This is a genomic window from Cellulomonas sp. P2_F12, from assembly GCF_056403775.1.
The window spans coordinates 805,220-821,566 of sequence record NZ_JBFUEV010000001.1 but is presented as its reverse complement, the minus strand read 5'-3'; the positions used below and the strand labels follow the sequence as shown (position 1 = coordinate 821,566).

14 protein-coding genes are annotated in these 16,347 nt (G+C 73.0%); 12 read left to right on the top strand and 2 right to left on the bottom strand.

Annotated features, from left to right (window positions below; all coding sequences use genetic code 11):
- Positions 1-117 precede the first annotated feature (117 nt).
- The 6 genes from AC1DWH_RS03845 to AC1DWH_RS03820 all read left to right on the top strand — a co-directional run bounded on the left by AC1DWH_RS03845 (position 118) and on the right by AC1DWH_RS03820 (position 8,421).
- Positions 118-1,740 carry an ABC transporter permease subunit gene (locus AC1DWH_RS03845; RefSeq protein WP_477092540.1) on the top strand — a complete coding sequence of 541 codons (1,623 nt, stop codon included), beginning with the start codon at positions 118-120 and terminating at the stop codon, positions 1,738-1,740.
- Complete coding sequence (locus AC1DWH_RS03840; RefSeq protein ID WP_456845477.1) at positions 1,740-2,621, top strand: sugar ABC transporter permease; 882 nt, start codon at positions 1,740-1,742, stop codon at positions 2,619-2,621. The genes AC1DWH_RS03845 and AC1DWH_RS03840 overlap by 1 nt, the downstream gene beginning before the upstream one ends.
- Positions 2,618-4,465: a glycoside hydrolase family 13 protein gene (locus AC1DWH_RS03835; RefSeq protein WP_477092539.1), complete on the top strand. Its 1,848-nt coding sequence runs from the start codon at positions 2,618-2,620 to the stop codon at positions 4,463-4,465. The genes AC1DWH_RS03840 and AC1DWH_RS03835 overlap by 4 nt, the downstream gene beginning before the upstream one ends.
- Positions 4,466-4,481: 16 nt before the next feature.
- Entirely contained in the window at positions 4,482-5,789 is a 1,308-nt protein-coding gene (locus tag AC1DWH_RS03830; protein WP_456845475.1) for a deoxyguanosinetriphosphate triphosphohydrolase, read from the top strand.
- Positions 5,790-5,830: 41 nt separating this feature from the next.
- Positions 5,831-7,762, top strand: a complete 1,932-nt coding sequence (gene dnaG, locus AC1DWH_RS03825; RefSeq protein WP_477092538.1) for a DNA primase — start codon at positions 5,831-5,833, stop codon at positions 7,760-7,762.
- Positions 7,763-7,848: 86 nt separating this feature from the next.
- The gene (locus tag AC1DWH_RS03820; RefSeq protein ID WP_456845473.1) at positions 7,849-8,421 is read left to right on the top strand and encodes a VIT1/CCC1 transporter family protein; all 573 of its coding nucleotides are present in this window, start codon (positions 7,849-7,851) and stop codon (positions 8,419-8,421) included.
- Between the two features lie 6 nt (positions 8,422-8,427).
- Here the strand turns inward: AC1DWH_RS03820 and AC1DWH_RS03815 are convergent, their stop codons facing one another.
- On the bottom strand, positions 8,428-9,225 hold the full coding sequence (locus AC1DWH_RS03815; protein WP_456845472.1) for a transglutaminase-like domain-containing protein: 798 nt from the start codon (positions 9,223-9,225) through the stop codon (positions 8,428-8,430).
- A gap of 325 nt (positions 9,226-9,550) precedes the next feature.
- On the opposite strand from AC1DWH_RS03815, the gene AC1DWH_RS03810 reads away from it, so the two are divergent.
- Genes AC1DWH_RS03810 through AC1DWH_RS03795 form a run of 4 tightly spaced genes read left to right on the top strand, consistent with a single transcriptional unit; the run spans position 9,551 to position 13,961 of the window.
- Positions 9,551-11,293: a CHAT domain-containing protein gene (locus AC1DWH_RS03810; RefSeq protein ID WP_477092537.1), complete on the top strand. Its 1,743-nt coding sequence runs from the start codon at positions 9,551-9,553 to the stop codon at positions 11,291-11,293.
- A 10-nt stretch (positions 11,294-11,303) separates the two neighbouring features.
- A complete protein-coding gene (locus AC1DWH_RS03805) occupies positions 11,304-11,642 on the top strand; it encodes a CU044_2847 family protein (RefSeq protein WP_456846974.1) in 339 nt (112 codons plus the stop codon).
- Positions 11,639-12,916: a hemopexin repeat-containing protein gene (locus AC1DWH_RS03800; RefSeq protein ID WP_477092536.1), complete on the top strand. Its 1,278-nt coding sequence runs from the start codon at positions 11,639-11,641 to the stop codon at positions 12,914-12,916. The genes AC1DWH_RS03805 and AC1DWH_RS03800 overlap by 4 nt, the downstream gene beginning before the upstream one ends.
- A 25-nt stretch (positions 12,917-12,941) precedes the next feature.
- Positions 12,942-13,961, top strand: a complete 1,020-nt coding sequence (locus AC1DWH_RS03795; protein WP_477092535.1) for a DUF2278 family protein — start codon at positions 12,942-12,944, stop codon at positions 13,959-13,961.
- Here the strand turns inward: AC1DWH_RS03795 and AC1DWH_RS03790 are convergent.
- Positions 13,958-14,590: a 4'-phosphopantetheinyl transferase family protein gene (locus AC1DWH_RS03790; RefSeq protein WP_477092534.1), complete on the bottom strand. Its 633-nt coding sequence runs from the start codon at positions 14,588-14,590 to the stop codon at positions 13,958-13,960. The two genes, AC1DWH_RS03795 and AC1DWH_RS03790, sit on opposite strands and share 4 nt — an antisense overlap.
- Before the next feature lie 129 nt (positions 14,591-14,719).
- Here AC1DWH_RS03790 and AC1DWH_RS03785 point away from each other — a divergent pair, with 129 nt between their 5' ends.
- Both AC1DWH_RS03785 and AC1DWH_RS03780 read left to right on the top strand, forming a co-directional pair.
- Positions 14,720-15,550 carry a hypothetical protein gene (locus AC1DWH_RS03785; protein WP_477092533.1) on the top strand — a complete coding sequence of 277 codons (831 nt, stop codon included), beginning with the start codon at positions 14,720-14,722 and terminating at the stop codon, positions 15,548-15,550.
- Positions 15,547-16,275: a DUF5995 family protein gene (locus AC1DWH_RS03780; RefSeq protein ID WP_477092532.1), complete on the top strand. Its 729-nt coding sequence runs from the start codon at positions 15,547-15,549 to the stop codon at positions 16,273-16,275. The genes AC1DWH_RS03785 and AC1DWH_RS03780 overlap by 4 nt, the downstream gene beginning before the upstream one ends.
- The last annotated feature ends 72 nt before the right edge of the window (positions 16,276-16,347 follow it).

Sequence of the window (16,347 nt, the reverse complement as noted above, 5' to 3'; positions counted from 1 at the left end):
CTCTCCGCAGTTCCCGGCAGCACCCGCAGAGCGTTGTCGTGCGGTGCGCCCCCCGCAGTGCCACATTGCTGACAAGACGGGCGCACCGTGGCGCCCGCCGCCCAGGAGGTCGCCGCCATGACGCAGCAGATTGTCGACTCCGACGTCGAGGCGGGGGAGCCGCCCGCACCACCACCGGGCCGCGGCAAGGGGTCGCCCGACCACTCGCCCGCCCGCTCGATCCGGCCGGGGTTCTTCGTCAAGCTGATCCTCGTCGCAGCGGTCGACGCGCTCGGCGTCTTCGGCATCGTCGCCGCAGCGACCCAGCGGTCGTGGGTCATCGTCGGCTTCCTGGCGCTGGCGCTCCTCGCGATCAACTGGGCGTACTTCTCGCGGCGGGCGCTGCCGGCCAAGTACCTCGTGCCCGGCATGATCCTACTCTTCGCCTATGTCGTGTCGGCGGCTCTCTACACGGCGTTCATCGCCTTCACCAACTACGGCGACGGTCACAACTCCGACAAGGCCGACGCGATCAGCGCGATCCTCGCGCAGAACGAGAAGCGGGTCGAGGGCTCGGCCGCCTACCCGCTGACCGTCGTGCAGCGGGCGAACACTCTCGGCTTCGCGATCGTCAACGCGGACGGCGACGCCGAGCTCGGCTGGGCCGAGCAGCCCATGGAGCCGGCCCCCGACGCCACCATCGAGAACGGCAAGGTCACGGCCGTGCGCGGCTGGGACGTGCTGAACTTCGCGGCGATCGCGCAGAACCAGGAAGCGATCACCACGCTGCGCGTCGCGGTGAGCGACGACCCGAACGACGGGTCGATCCGCACGCAGGACGGCTCGACCGGGTACGTGTTCACGTCGTCGCTCGTCTACGACGAGGCGGCCGACACGATGACCGACCCGTCGACGGGCACCGTCTACACCCCGAACGACCGCGGCAACTTCGTCGCCGAGGACGGCACGGTCCTGCAGCCCGGGTGGCGCGTGACCGTCGGCTTCGAGAACTTCACGAAGGCATTCACCAACTCCGAGATCCGCGGGCCGTTCCTCCAGGTGCTCTGGTGGACGTTCGCGTTCGCGTTCCTGTCCGTGGCGACCTGTTTCGTCGTCGGGTACTTCCTCGCGGTCGTGTTCAACGACCCCCGGGTCCGCGGCCGCAAGATCTACCGGTCGCTGCTGATCCTCCCGTACGCGTTCCCCGCGTTCCTGGCCGCTCTGGTCTGGCGCGGGATGATGAACCAGACGTTCGGCTTCATCAACCAGACGCTGCTGGGCGGGGCGTCGATCCCGTGGCTGGACGACCCGACGCTGGCCAAGGTGTCGATCCTCATCGTCAACCTCTGGCTCGGCTTCCCGTACATGTTCCTCATCTGCACGGGTGCCCTGCAGTCGATCCCCGGTGACGTCCTCGAGTCGGCCCGGATGGACGGCGCGAGCCCGTTCCGGATCCAGCGCGCGATCGTCATCCCGCTGCTGATGGTGTCGGTGGCGCCGCTGCTCATCGCGTCGTTCGCGTTCAACTTCAACAACTTCGTGCTGATCTACAACCTCACCGGCGGCGGTCCGAACTTCCCCGGCGCGCCCATACCCGTCGGGCACACCGACATCCTCATCTCGCTGGTGTACTCCGTCGCGTTCGAGGGCGGTCAGCGGCAGTACGGCTTCGCCAGCGCGCTCACCATCCTCATCTTCATCATCGTCGGCGCCATCTCCTGGTGGGGCTTCCGGCGGACCCGTTCCCTCGAGGAGATCTGATGGCCGCCACCTCGCTCGAGCAGCACACAGCCGTCACCGGCGCCCGGTGGTGGCGAGAGGTCGGCTGGCGGCACATCGTCGGCGTCGTCGTCATCGTCGTCATCAGCGTCCCCCTGCTGTACGTGCTGTCCGCGTCGCTCAACCCGGGCGGCACCCTCACCGGGTCGAACGAGCTGTTCCGCACCATCAGCTTCGAGAACTACGCCGACCTCAGCAGCCGGCCGTACTGGAGCTGGTTCCGCAACTCGCTGGTCGTCTCGGCGGTCACCGCCGTGGGCACCGTCCTGCTCGGCGCCGCGGCGGCCTACTCGTTCTCACGGTTCCGGTTCCGGGGCCGGCGCGGGACGCTCACCGGGCTGCTGCTGGCGCAGATGTTCCCGCAGACGCTCGCGTTCGTCGCGATCTTCCTCATCCTGCTCACGCTCGGGAAGGTGTTCCCCCCGCTCGGGCTCAACAGCCTGCTCGGCCTGATCATGGTGTACCTGGGCGGCGCGCTCGGGGTGAACACGTTCCTCATGTACGGCTTCTTCAACACGGTCCCGCGCGAGCTCGACGAGGCCGCCAAGATCGACGGCGCTTCGCACGCCCAGATCTTCTGGACGATCATCCTGCGCCTGGTCATGCCGATCCTCGCGGTGGTCGGGCTGCTGTCGTTCATCAGCGCGTTCGGCGACTTCCTGCTGGCCAAGGTCGTGCTGCAGCGGCAGGAGCAGTACACCGTCGCGCTGGGCCTGTACTCGTGGGCTGCCGACGAGCGGACGGCGCCGTGGGGCCTGTTCTCCGCCGGTGCCGTCGTCGCGGCTGTCCCCGTGGTCGTCCTGTTCCTGCTGTTGCAGAGGTACATCGTCGGCGGGCTGACCGCGGGGTCCGTCAAGGGATGAGCCGGGTGCGCCACCTGCTCGACCAGCCGCACCACGACGGGTCGGAGCTGTACGTCCGGCGTGCCACGCCGCGGCTCGGCGACGTCGTCCCGGTGCGCATCCGGGTGCCGGTCTCGGGCACGGAGCGGGCCGTGTGGCTGCGCACGGTCCGCGACGCCGAGCCGCGCATGGTGCCGACGCGCCTCGAGCGGACCGACGACGACGCCCGCTGGTACGTCGGCGAGGTGCCCGTGCACAACCCCGTGGCGGGCTACCGCGTGCTGCTCGACGAGCCCGGCGGCTACCGCTGGCTCAACGGGCGCGGCCTGCACGCGCGGGACGTGCCCGACGCGGGCGACTTCCGGCTCACCGTGCACGACCCGGCACCGGCCTGGATGGACACGTCCGTCGTCTACCAGGTGTTCCCCGACCGGTTCGCCCGGTCCGGGAACGACCACGGGCCCCTGCCCGACTGGGCCCTGCCGGCTCAGTGGGACGACGAGCCGATCGGCGCCGGCCGCGGGGTGGCACAGCAGTACTTCGGCGGGGACCTGGCGGGGATCGAGCAGCGGCTCGACCACCTCCAGCGTCTCGGCGTCGACACCCTGTACCTGACGCCCGTGTTCCCCGGCCGGTCCAACCACCGGTACGACGCGAGCACGTTCGACCGGGTGGACCCCCTGCTCGGCGGTGACGAGGCTTTCGCCTCCCTGAGCCGCGCGGTGCACGGCCGCGGGATGCGGATCCTGGGCGACCTGACGACCAACCACACCGGCGCCGGGCACGAGTGGTTCGCGCGGGCGCGGGCGGACCGGGCCGGCGAGGAGGCGTCCTTCTACTACTGGACCGACACCGACCCGGGGTACGTCGGCTGGCTGGAGCACGCGTCGCTGCCGAAGCTCAACTACAACGCCCCGGCCCTGGCCGGCCGCATGGTCGACGGGCCCGACTCCGTCATCGGGCGCTGGCTGGTCGAGCCGTACTCGCTGGACGGCTGGCGCATCGACGTCGCCAACATGACCGGCCGCTACGCCGACGACGACCTGACGCTGCAGGTCGCCCGCACGATCCGGGCCACGATGCACGCCCTCAACCCCGAGGCCGTCCTGGTCTCGGAGCACTTCCACGACGCCGGCACGGACCTGGCGGCGGGCGGCTGGCACGCGAACATGAACTACTCGGCGTTCACGCGGCCGGTGTGGACGTGGCTGGTGGACCCGGAGCTCGACCTCGGGTTCCTCGGCATGCCGGTGCCGATCCCGCGCCGCGACGGCGTCTCGATGGTCGACACCATGCGCGACTTCGACTCGACGGTCCCGTGGGCGGTGACGACCCACCAGTGGAACATGCTCGGCTCGCACGACACGGCCCGCCTGCGCACGGTCGTCGGCACGCGCGAGCGCGTGGAGCTGGCCGCCGGCCTGCTGTTCACCTACCCGGGCACGCCGGCGATGTTCGCGGGCGACGAGGGCGGCCTGACGGGCACCAACGGCGAGCACTCCCGGGTCGCGATGCCGTGGGACGACATCGACGCCGGCGGGGGAGCGCGCTGGGACGCCGCGACGTTCGAGGTCTACCGGTCGCTCATCGCGGTCCGGCGCGGCTCCCGTGCCCTGCGCGAGGGCGGCATGCGCTGGGCGGTCGTGAGCCCCGACGCGGTCGCGTACCTGCGGGAGACGGTCGACGAGCGGGTGCTGGTGCTGGTCGCGCGCGCGCCGTGGGAGGGCGCCGACCTGCCCCGCCGCCTGCTGGCTCCCGGCGCGGACCCGTCGAACCTCTACGGCGGAGGCGACCTCGAGGTGCACCCGGACCGCCTGGTGCTGCCCGGCGACGGACCAGGGGTGCAGGTCTGGCGACTCGCGTGATCGTTACGCTGGCCCCGTGACCGCACTGGACCAGTCCCTCGACCTCGACGGGTACGTCGACGCCGACCGGGAGCGCTGGGTCACGGAAGCGCCGAAGTCGCGCGAGCGGACCGCCTTCGAGCGGGACCGGGCGCGCCTGGTGCACTCCTCGGCGCTGCGGCGGCTGGGCGCCAAGACGCAGGTGCTCGGGCCGTCGTCGGACGACTTCGTGCGGACCCGGCTGACGCACACGCTCGAGGTCGCACAGGTGGGCCGCGAGATCGGCAAGGCGCTGGGCTGCGACCCCGACATCGTCGACACGGCCTGCCTCGCGCACGACCTGGGGCACCCGCCGTTCGGCCACAACGGCGAGCGCGCGCTGGCGGAGCTGGCCAAGGGCATCGGCGGGTTCGAGGGCAACGCGCAGACGCTGCGGCTCCTCACGCGGCTGGAGCCCAAGGTCGTCGCCCCCGACGGTCGGGCCGTCGGGCTCAACCTCACGCGGGCCAGCCTGGACGCGTCGGTCAAGTACCCGTGGCGGCACCTGCAGGGGCCGGTGAGCGCGGCCAGCGGGAAGCCGACGCACAAGTTCGGCGTCTACGAGGACGACCTGCCGGTGTTCCAGTGGCTGCGCGACCAGGCTCCGGACGGCCGCAAGTGCCTCGAGGCGCAGGTCATGGACCTGGCCGACGACATCTCGTACTCGGTGCACGACGTGGAGGACGCGGTCGTGGGCGGGCGGCTCGACCTCGAGGTGCTGGGCGTCCCCGTCGAGCGCGACCGCGTGGTCGAGGCGGTGCAGACCTGGTACGGCGACGCGGTGAGTGCGGACGGCCTGCAGGACGCGATGGACCGGCTGGTCGCGGCCGACCTGTGGCGTCCGGGGTTCGACGGGTCCCGCGCCGCGCTGGCCTCGCTCAAGGACTCGACCAGCCAGCTCATCGGCCGGTTCGCCAAGGCGTCGCAGCTGGCCACCCGGGAGGCGTACGGCTCGGGTCCGCTCACCCGGTACGCCGCCGACCTGATCGTGCCGCACGAGACCCTCGCCGAGATCCTGGTGCTCAAGGGCCTGGCGGTCGCCTACGTCATGGCGCCGCGCGAGCTCGAGCCGCTCTACCACCGGCAGCGCGAGGTGCTGGTCGACCTGGTGCACGTGCTCTCGGAGCGCGCGCCGATCGCCCTCGAGCCGCCCTTCGCCGCGGACTGGCAGGAGGCCGCCGACGACGCCGCACGGCTGCGCGTCGTGATCGACCAGGTGGCGTCCCTCACCGACGTCTCCGCCGCGGACCTGCACGCGCGCCTGGTGCACCCGCCCCGGCACGGCGGCCCCGCGGCTTTCGTGTGAACCCGGTCCGGTGCGTCCGCCCCGACGCCTAGACTCCTCGCGTGGCAGGACGCATCCGGCGGGAGGACGTGGAGGCGGTCCGCGAGCGTGCCCACATCGAGGACATCGTCGGGCAGCACGTCACGCTGAGGTCCGCGGGCGTCGGGTCGATGAAGGGCCTGTGCCCGTTCCACGACGAGCGCTCCCCGTCGTTCCACGTCCGTCCCCAGGTGGGTCGCTACCACTGCTTCGGCTGCGGCGAGGGCGGCGACGTCATCGACTTCGTGCAGAAGGTCGACGGGCTGGGGTTCTCCGAGGCCGTCGAGTACCTGGCCGGCAAGGTCGGGCTGCAGCTCCGGTACGAGGAGGGCGGCGCCCCGCGCCCCGGCGAGGAGCCGGGCAAGCGGCGCCGGCTCATCGAGGCGCACAAGGTCGCCGAGGAGTTCTACCGCGAGCAGCTGAGCACGCCCGCCGCCGCCGCGGGCCGGCAGTTCCTCGCGGAGCGCGGCTTCGACCGGTCTGCCGCGGCCGACTTCGGCGTCGGGTTCGCGCCGCAGGGGTGGGACTCGCTCATGCGTCACCTGCGCGGCCGCGGGTTCACGGAGGCCGAGCTCAGCCTGTCGGGCCTGGTCAGCCAGGGGCAGCGCGGGGTGTACGACCGGTTCCGCGGCCGGCTGGTGTGGCCCATCCGTGAGCTGACGGGGGAGACCGTCGGCTTCGGTGCCCGCCGCCTGTTCGAGGAGGACCAGGGGCCCAAGTACCTCAACACCCCCGAGACGCCGCTCTACAAGAAGTCGCAGGTGCTCTACGGCATCGACCTGGCCAAGCGCGACCTGCAGCGGGACAAGCGGGTGGTCGTCGTCGAGGGGTACACCGACGTCATGGCGATGCACCTGTCGGGCGTCGGCACCGCGGTGGCCACCTGCGGCACGGCGTTCGGGTCCGACCACGCCCGCATCGTGCGGCGCCTGATCGGCGACTCGGGGTCGTCGGGCGGCGTCCAGCTGGCGTCCGGGGCGTCGGTCGGCGGCGAGATCATCTTCACGTTCGACGGCGACGCCGCAGGTCAGAAGGCCGCACTGCGGGCGTTCGGGGAGGACCAGTCGTTCTCCGCGCAGACGTTCGTGGCCGTCGAGCGCTCGGGCATGGACCCGTGCGAGCTGCGGCAGGCCAAGGGTCCCGACGCCGTGCGCGCGCTCGTCGCCGGCCGCACCCCCCTCTACGAGTTCGTCATCCGCTCGACGCTGGCGTCCTACGACCTGCGCACGGCCGAGGGCCGGATCGGCGCCCTGCGCGCCGCCGCGCCCATCGTCGCCGGCATCCGTGACGCCGCCCTGCGGCCCGAGTACACCCGGCTGCTGTCGGGCTGGCTCGGCATCGACGACCAGGACTCCGTGCGACGGGCCGTGCAGGGCGCGTCGACGCGGCCCGCCGCGCCCCGCGCCGAGCGGTCGGTCCCGTCGTCGGAGCCGGTGCCCGTCCCGGTGGTGCGGATGCCCGTCCCGGACCGCCGCGACCCCGTCGCGCAGATCGAGCGGACGGCCCTCGAGGTGGTGCTCCAGCGCCCCGACCTCGTGGCCGCCGACTTCGACGAGCTGCCGTCCGACGCCTTCGGGGCGCCCGCCTACCGCGCGGTGCACGAGGCCATCCGCGCGGCCGGCGGGCTGGCGGTCGCCCGCCCGCTGCTGCAGTCGTCCGGCGGCTCGACGGGCTGGGTCGGCGCGGTCATCGAGCAGGCCGCCGAGCCCGTCCGGCCCCTGGTCACGGAGCTCGCGGTCGCGCCGCTGCCCGAGGACCGCCCCGAGTCGCTCGAGGGGTACGTCAAGGGTGTCGTGCTGCGGCTGGTCGAGATCGGGTTCACGCGGCACATCGCCGACCTGCGCGGTCGCCTGCAGCGCATGGACGCCGAGGCCGACCCGGCCGCCTACCAGGCCGCGTTCGCCGAGCTGGTCGAGGTCGAGGGTCGCCGCCGCAACCTGCGCGAGAGCGCCTGACATAGGTGAGGCTGTCCTGCATCGTCGCAGGTCAGGGCAGGCTTTGCTTCGGTGACAGGATCGCGGACGCGGCCTAGCGTGGCGGTATGACGACCACGGTCGAACGTCCGGCGCCCACGCTCGCGAGCCTGAACTGGTTGCGTGCGGGGGTGCTCGGCGCCAACGACGGGATCGTGTCGGTGGCGGCCACGGTGCTCGGCGTCGCGGGTGCGGCCACGGCGGTGGGCACCATCGCGGTCGCCGGGATCGCCGCCCTCGTCGCGGGAGCCCTGTCGATGGCCGCCGGTGAGTACGTGTCGGTGAGCAGCCAGCGGGACGCGGAGCGGGCGGCACTGCGCCGCGGCCGGGTCCTGCCGACCCTCGTCGTCTCGGACGACCCGGAGCAGGTGACCAACCCCTGGCACGCGGCGATCGCGTCGTTCGCGTCGTTCCTCGTCGGCGGGCTGATGCCGCTGCTCGTGGTGCTGGCACCCTGGGGCGCCGCCCGCGTCCCGGCCACGTTCGCCGCCGTCCTGCTCGCGCTCGTGGTGACCGGGCTCGTCGCGGCCCGGTTCAGCGACGCCGAGCCGCGCCGGTCGGTCCTGCGCAACGTGCTGGGCGGCTCGGTCGCAATGGCCGTGACGTTCGGCGTCGGCGCCCTGGTCGGCCTGTCGGTCTGACCCGGCTCAGCGCAGCGGGACGAGCCCCGTGCCGTCGTCGGCCGGGAGCACCGCGTGCACGGCGGCGGTGACGGTCATGGCCCGGATGGACAGCTGCCCGCCGTAGTAGGACAGGAACGCGGTGTCGGTGGCGTCGCGGCCGGTGGCGATCCGCACCAGCGACTCGCGCGGGGCCAGCCGGGTCGCGTCGACCACGTGCCAGGCGCCGTCGACGTACGCCTCGGCGACCGCGTGGAAGTCCATCGGCTTGAGCCCGGGCGCGTAGACCGAGACGAGGCGGGCCGGGACATCCTTGGCGCGCAGGAGGGCGACCACCAGGTGGGCGAAGTCCCGGCAGACGCCGCGGCGCTTGAGTAGCGTGTCGGTGGCGCCGTCCGTCGGCAGGCTGGAGCCCGAGAGGTACGTGACGTGGCCGGTCACCCAGGCGACCACGGCGTCGAGCAGCTCGGCGCCCTCGAGGGTCCGGAACTGGTCGCGGGCGAAGGCCAGGAGGCGGTCCGAGTCGGCGTAGCGGCTGGGCCGCAGGTACTCGACCAGGTCGACGTCCTCGATGGCCGGCAGGTCCGCCTGACCGGTGATGGTGGCCTGGTAGTCGACGACCAGGCGGCCCGCGGGGGCCAGCACGCGGTGCATCCGGCCGCCGTGCGCCATCTTGATCTCGGCGACGTCCAGGGGGCCGTCCTCGTGCCTCACCGAGAAGATCTCGGAGCGGTCGTAGGCGCCGTCGGCGACGGCCACGGAGAGCAGGATCTCGAGCGGGTTGCGCACGTCGAGAGACAGGTGCGAAGTCACGGTGCGCAGCACGGCCGGGGGTCCTTTCCCGGCCATCGGCGGCCGGACCATCAGAGGGGGCAGGCGCAAGTGTGAGGCTCGCGGGGCGATCCGTCCAGCCAGCGGACAGACCCCGGTAAAAGCGCAGGTCACAGGCGTGCGGCCGGGGTTCGCGGAGGGCCGTTCCGGCGCGGGTTACCGGCGAGTAGACCGGTCCCGACGCCGGTCGGGGAGCGGGGGAACTCTGGCCAATGTCGTAGACCCCCCGAGGTCCCGGGCGTAGCGTCGAGGACGGGCTGGACAAAAGCCGCGAACCGGGCGTGCTGTCAGGCGCGACCGACCGGCACGGGGGCATGCCGTGGACGACGTCATCGAGCTGGAGATCGAGCAGGGACCCGAGGCCGGGACCTACTCGGTCCAGGTGCTGCGCTCGGTGTCGGGCGGCGAGCCGCAGGGCACGATGACGCTGGACGTCCCCGCCCTGCTGGCCGGCCTGCCGCTGCTCGAGGCGACCGTGCTCGCGTCGGCCGTGGCCGCCCGGCGGGTCGTGGGGGACAAGGAGGCGCCCCTGCGCGCGATGGGTACGCAGCTGTTCGAGTCCGTCTTCGCCGGCGGCGTCGGCGGTGCGTACCGCGCCAGCCTCGGGGTGGCCCGCGAGCGCGGGAACGACCTGCAGGTGCTCCTGCGGCTGACCGCTCCCGGGCTGGCGGGCGTGCCGTGGGAGACGCTGTTCGACCCGGAGGCCGGCGCGTACGTCTGCCGCAAGGAGCCGTTGGTCCGGCACGTGCCGGCGCCGTCGTCGTTCAAGCCGGACACGCTCCTGCTCCAGCCGCCGCTGCGCATCCTGGGCATGGTGTCGTCGCCCTCCGGGCTCGCGCGGCTCGAGGTCGACGACGAGCGGCAGCGGCTCGAGGAGGCGCTGGGGCCCCACGTCGCGTCCGGCCGGGTCGAGCTCACGTGGCTCGATGACGTGTCCTGGGACGGCGTGCACGCGGCGCTGCTGCAGGGGCGCTGGCACGTGCTGCACTTCATCGGCCACGGCGGGTACGACGCCGAGACCGACGAGGGGGTGCTCGCCTTCGTCGGCAAGGACGGCCGCGCGGACTACGTCGAGGCCAGCAGCCTCGCGGACCTGCTCGACGAGGCCGAGGTGACCCCGCAGCTCGTCGTGCTCAACTCGTGCCAGTCGGGAGCGGTCGGGGCGGTCGACCCGTTCTCCGGGACCGCGGCGGCCCTGGTGCGCAGCGGGATCCACGCGGTCGCCGCCATGCAGTTCGCCGTCAGCGACGTCGCAGCGGTCGCGTTCGCGCGGTCGTTCTACATGGCGATCGCGCAGGGGCGCAGCGTCGACGAGGCGGTCCGCAGCGGGCGCATCGGGATCCTGGGCACGGGTCGCGGCACGCTCGAGTGGGTCACGCCCGTCCTCTACGTCCGCGGCGGCGACACGCGGCTGTTCGAGATCGACGCGACCGCGGTGCCGACACCGCCCCCGCCTCCGCCGCCGCCCCCGCCGCCCCCACCTCCGCCGGTACTCCCGGACGCGGTCGACCCCGAGCCGAAGAAGCGCACGCACCGCGGCCTCATCGGCGGCGGCATCGCGGCGTTCGTCGCCTCCGGCGGCATCGCGACGGTCCTGGCCCTGCTGCCGAACGGCGACACCGGCACGACCGACCAGCCGTCCACCTCGACCACGGCGCAGGCCTCGACCCCGGCAGTGCCGGTGCGCGAGACCGTGACCGTGCAGCACGAGGTGCCGGCGACGCAGCAGTGGACGGACATGGGGCTGGCGTGCCTGACGGGCGACACGCTGGACATCGTCGGCGGCGGCACGATCATGCACGAGCAGTCGGCCAGCGGGCAGGTGGGGCCGGAGGGCCTCACGAACCCCGCCTACCACGCGTACAACGTCGTCGGGCTGCCCGATGCACCGACCGCCGGGTTGATCGGCCACGTCGACCCCCAGCAGCCCTTCTTCGTCGGCACCGGGACGACGTACGTCTGCACCACCGACGGTGAGGTGTTCCTCGGCGTGAACGACATCGGGCTCGAGGGCAACAGCGGCGCGTTCGGCGCGACGATCACGCTGCGACCGGGCTCGTGAGGAGACGACGATGACGCGACTGGTGACGTTCAGCACGGCCGACGGGGCCGACGTGGTGGTGCAGGTGGACGACGACGCCGGGGTGCCCGGCATGGTCACCCGTGGCCTGGGCGACTCGCAGGTCGTGCAACGCGTCCAGCAGTCCTTCGACGACGCGCTGGCCCGCGTGCAGCCGGCCGTCCGCTCGATGCTGGCGCAGCTGCGCTCCCCGGTCGACACCCCCGACGAGATCGAGGTCGAGTTCGGCATCCAGATGAGCGCCGAGGTCGGGGCGTTCGTCGCGGGCGCGAGCTCGGCGGCGAACTTCAAGGTGACGTTGACGTGGAAGAAGGCAGGGGGGACAGCATGACGAAGGCGTACGTGTTCCGGGGCGGCCAGTACGTCCGGTTCGACGTGGACGCGAAGGCGGCCGACGCCGGCTACCCGCGGGCGATCGGCGCGGGGTGGTCCGGTCTGACGGACGTCGGGTTCGACACGGACCTCGACACCGCCCTCGACCTCGGCACCGGCCGCGTCTACCTGTTCAAGGGCGACGGGTACGTGCGCGTCGACCAGGTGAGCAACGCCGTGGACGGCCCGGTGCGCAGCATCGGCGAGCAGTGGCCGGGGCTGGCCGACGCGGGGTTCGCCGAGTCGCTCGACGCGTCGGTCAACTGGGGGAACGGCAAGGCGTACTTCTTCCGGGGCGACTCCTACCTGCGCTACGACATCGCGGCCGACCGCGCCGACGACGGCTACCCGCGCTCGATCGCCGACAGCTGGACCGGCCTGGCCGACGCCGGGTTCGCCGACGGGCTCGACGCGGCGGTCGTGTGGAACAACGGCAAGGTCTACTTCTTCAGGGGCGACTCCTACGTGCGCTACGACGTGGCCGGAGACGCCGTGGACGCGGGGTACCCGCAGCCGATCGCCGGCGGGTGGGCCGGGCTCGGGGACGCGGGGTTCGGGGACACCGTGCAGGCGCTGTGGATCAAGCTCGGCGCGACGGCCGGCACGACGCCGTCGGGGAAGCTGGGGCCCGGCGACCACGTCTGGTACTGGAACGGCCAGGTGTCGACCGCGCAGGACATCCCCCGGCAGGCCTGGTTCCCCGGCTCGGCCTCCGCGACGGACTACCAGGGGCACGGCGAGGAGATCTTCAACTTTGTGGTGCACGCCGGCGGGGAGATCCGTCGGGGGCGTCCGCAGATGCGCAGCCGCGAGGGCTCGCAGGCGTGGCTGAACAACAACCCCGGCAACCTCACGGGCGTCGCCGGGGGCACCGACTACGGCCAGTACCGCGACAAGTTCAACTGGCACCAGTTCCTCATCTTCCCCACGTACCAGGCGGGCTACGACGCGATCGCGGCGTTCCTGCGCGGCGGGGGATACCGGGACCTGTCGATCACGGCGGCGTTCCAGAAGTACGCCCCCGCGAGCGACGGCAACGACCCCGTCTCGTACGCGAGCTCGGTCGCGGCCGCGGCCGGCGTGCCCACGTCGACGCTGGTCAGGGACCTGACCGACGCCCAGATGCGCTTCCTCCAGGACCGGATCGTCGTCCTGGAGGGCTCTGTCCCGGGCGTCGTGCTCGCCCCCGACTCCGCGGACCTGCCCGAGGCGGTCCGCGCCCTGCTCGCCTGACCCATCCACCGAACCGGAGACCGCCATGCCCCTCAAGGCCTACGGGGTCCTCGCCGGCCGAGCCCTCGCGAGCGTGCGGGAGCCCGACCCCGACACCCCGCACTTCCAGGTGCACCTCGCCGACGACGCGGGGGTGCACTACCGCGCCTCGATCAACGTCAAGTCCCAGCAGACGCCGTCCGAGCTGCTCACGTTCGTCTCGGAGGACTTCCACCACCCGGTCACCGCCGGGCTTGCGGCGCGGCCCAGCGGCTGGTCGCCGATCGCGCCCGGACCCGACGGCGGCGGCATCGACTTCATCCGGGGCAACCTGTTCGACCGTGCGGCGATGCGCCTGCTGCCGCCCGACCTGCCCGACGCCGACAACGACCTCGCCGACGCCCTCGACCACCACGTCGGGCGGGCGATCCGCGACCCGCAGTCGCGGATGTACCTGTTCGGGGAGCCGTGGGGACCCGAGACGGACAAGCCCGACAAGGCGTTCGGGTTCCTGCCGGGCGCCGGCGTGCACGACATCCACATGAACCAGGGCAACGGCGGACGGTTCGAGGACGACGACGGGCCGTGGCAGGACGGCGCGCTGCTGATCCACCATGCCGGCGCCGACCAGTGGGTGGCCGTGTTCCTGGCGTTCCAGTCGCAGGCCTGGCACACCGACGACGCCACCGGCCACGCGCTCGAGTCGCTCGTGCTCCCGGGGGACACCGAGCCGGTCATCACCGATCGCCGGGTCCGGGTGGTCGCGTCGATGGTCAACGGGCCCGGGGCGGCGCCGGAGCAGGAGACCGTCACGCTGGTCAACGTCACGGCGGCGCCCATCGACCTGTCGGGGTGGGCGGTCGCCGACGCGGCGAAGCACCGGATCGTCCTGACGGGGCCCGTGCTCGGGCCGGGGGAGGCGGCCCGGGTGCCGCTGGCGCCTCCGGTGCAGCTGGGCAACGGCGGAGGGCTGGTGAGCGTCCTCGACCCGGCGGGCCTGAAGGTCGACGGCGTGGCGTACACGGGTGCGGACGCGCACCGGGAGGGCTGGACGGTCGCGTTCTAGCCGGGCCGGGGCAGCGCGACCGCGGTGACGACGAGGTCCGAGCCGGCCGCCCACCGGCCGTGCAGCACGCGCGTGCCCAGCCCCGAGGGCACGAGGTGGGCGACGAACGTGCCGTCGCCGAGCCGGACGTCCACGTCCTCGAACCCCAGCCATGAGCGTGTCAGCGGGTACCAGACCTTGTAGACGGACTCCTTGGCGGAGAACACGACCCGGTCCAGGCACAGGGCGGGGTCCGTGCGCTCGAGGGCCGCGCGCTCCGCGGGGTTCAGCACGAGGTCGAGGACCTCGGGCGGCAGCGGGGCCCGGGTCTCGGCGTCGATACCGATGCCCCGCCAGGTGCGGGACGTCGCGACGGCGGCAGCGCGGTAGCCGTCGCAGTGCGTCATGCTGCCGACGATGCCGTCGGGCCAGACGGGTGCGCGATCTTGCCCGGCCGGCACCGCGACGTCGTCGAGGCCGAGCCGCCGCAGGGCCGTGCGGGCGCAGTCGCGGACGGCCGCGTACTCGGCCCGGCGGGCGGGGACGGCGTTCGCGACGCCCGGCTCCTCCGCCGGGAACAGGGGCGCGGGCAGCGGGGGACCGGCGTGCTCGGCCGCCTCGACCCCGTCGGGCAGCACCCGTTCGATCATGGTCCGCAGTCTGGCCGTTGACGGCCCCTGCGTGGGGGACGAGACTGCGAAGCGCCCGCGGGACCGGGTCGGGACGCGAGCCGACGGACGCCCACAAGGCCGCCCACGCCGTCCGGCCCGGAGGTCTGGGTGGCGGCCGAGGTCCTGCGCACGACGACGCCGGACGACCGCGTCCTGCGCGCCACGCGAGTGGTGTCCGCGATCATCGTCCCGTTCCTGCTCCTGGCCTGGGCCGTGCTGTACCCGTGGCCCGGTGACACCGACCGGCTCTTCGCGTGGACGATCGCGTCGTCCCTGACGGCCATGGTCCTGGGCTCCGCGTACGTGGGCGGCGCGTACTTCTTCGTCCGCGCCGCGCGGGCGTCGCGATGGCACACGATCAAGGCCGGCTTCCCACCGGTCGGGCTGTTCGCCACGCTCATGGGCGTCGCGACGGTGCTGCACTGGGACACGTTCAGCCACGACCACGTCGCGTTCTGGCTGTGGGTCCTGCTCTATCTCACGACGCCGTTCCTCATCGCCTGGGTGTGGTGGCGCAACCGGCTCCACGACGCCCCGGCCTCGCAGACCGACCTGCTCCTGCCGGGTCCGGCCGCCGGCGCGATCGGCGCCGTGGGCGCGCTCGCACTGGTCACCGGCCTGTTCCTGTTCGTCGTCCCCGCGGCGGCCGTGACGATCTGGCCGTGGCCCCTGACGCCGCTGACCGCGCGGGTGATGGGCGCCGTCTTCTGCCTGGGCTCGGCGGGGATCGGCGCGTTCCGCGAGCGGCGCTGGAGCAGCGCCCGGATCCCCGTGCAGGTCGCCCTGGTGATGCTGGTGCTCCTGCTGGTGGCCGGCGTGCGAGCGCGCGCCGAGCTGGACCCGGCCCGTCCGCTCACCTGGCTGGTCGTCGTCGGTTTCGTCGGCCTCACGGCGCTCACCGTGGCCCTGTACGCGCGGATGGAACGGCGCTCGCGGTGACGGAGGCCGGGCTGGACCCGCTGCTCGAGCGCATGCGCGCCGAGCTCGAACTGCTCGGCGACGACGTGCGGCGCTGGTTTCACGCCACGTACCTGCGCACGACGGAGGCGGTGGCCGCCGAGATCGACGCCGGCGGGTTCGCCGACGCCGCGTGGGTCACCCGCTGGGACCTGGTGTTCGCGGAGCTCTACCTCGACGCGCTCGCGGCCGACCGGGCCGGGCTGGCCGTCTCGGGTCCGTGGACGGTGGCCTTCGGTGCCCCGCCGGACCTCCCGCCGCTGCGCCACGTGCTGTTAGGGCTCAACGCGCACATCAACTACGACCTCCCGCAGGCCCTGGTCGCCGTGATCAGCGCGTCGGACTTCGACGACCCCGAGCTCGTCCGCAGCCGAGCCGCCGACCACCTCCACCTCGACACCGTGCTCCAGGCGCGGGTCGGCGCGGAGGACGACGAGCTCGGGGCGGTGTCCCGGGTCACGCTGCTCGACCGGCTCCTGCGGCCGGCGAACCGGGCGGCGAGCCGGCGGTTCCTGGCCGAGGCCCGCGGCAAGGTCTGGCGCAACGCGGCGGTGCTGGACCGGGCTCGGCGGGAGGGGCGGTACGCGGAGGTGCTGGCCGAGCTGGAGGCCCTGTGCGCCGACCGCGTGCGGGACCTCGTGGCCCCCGGACCCGTCCTGATCACCCTCGCCCGCCGCGGGTTCGGCGTGGTGCTCCCGGGGGCCTGACCGGCCTGGAATCCCGGCGACCCCTCGTTCGTTATGTCATCCGAGAACCAGGATGAGCAGACGGTGAGGAGC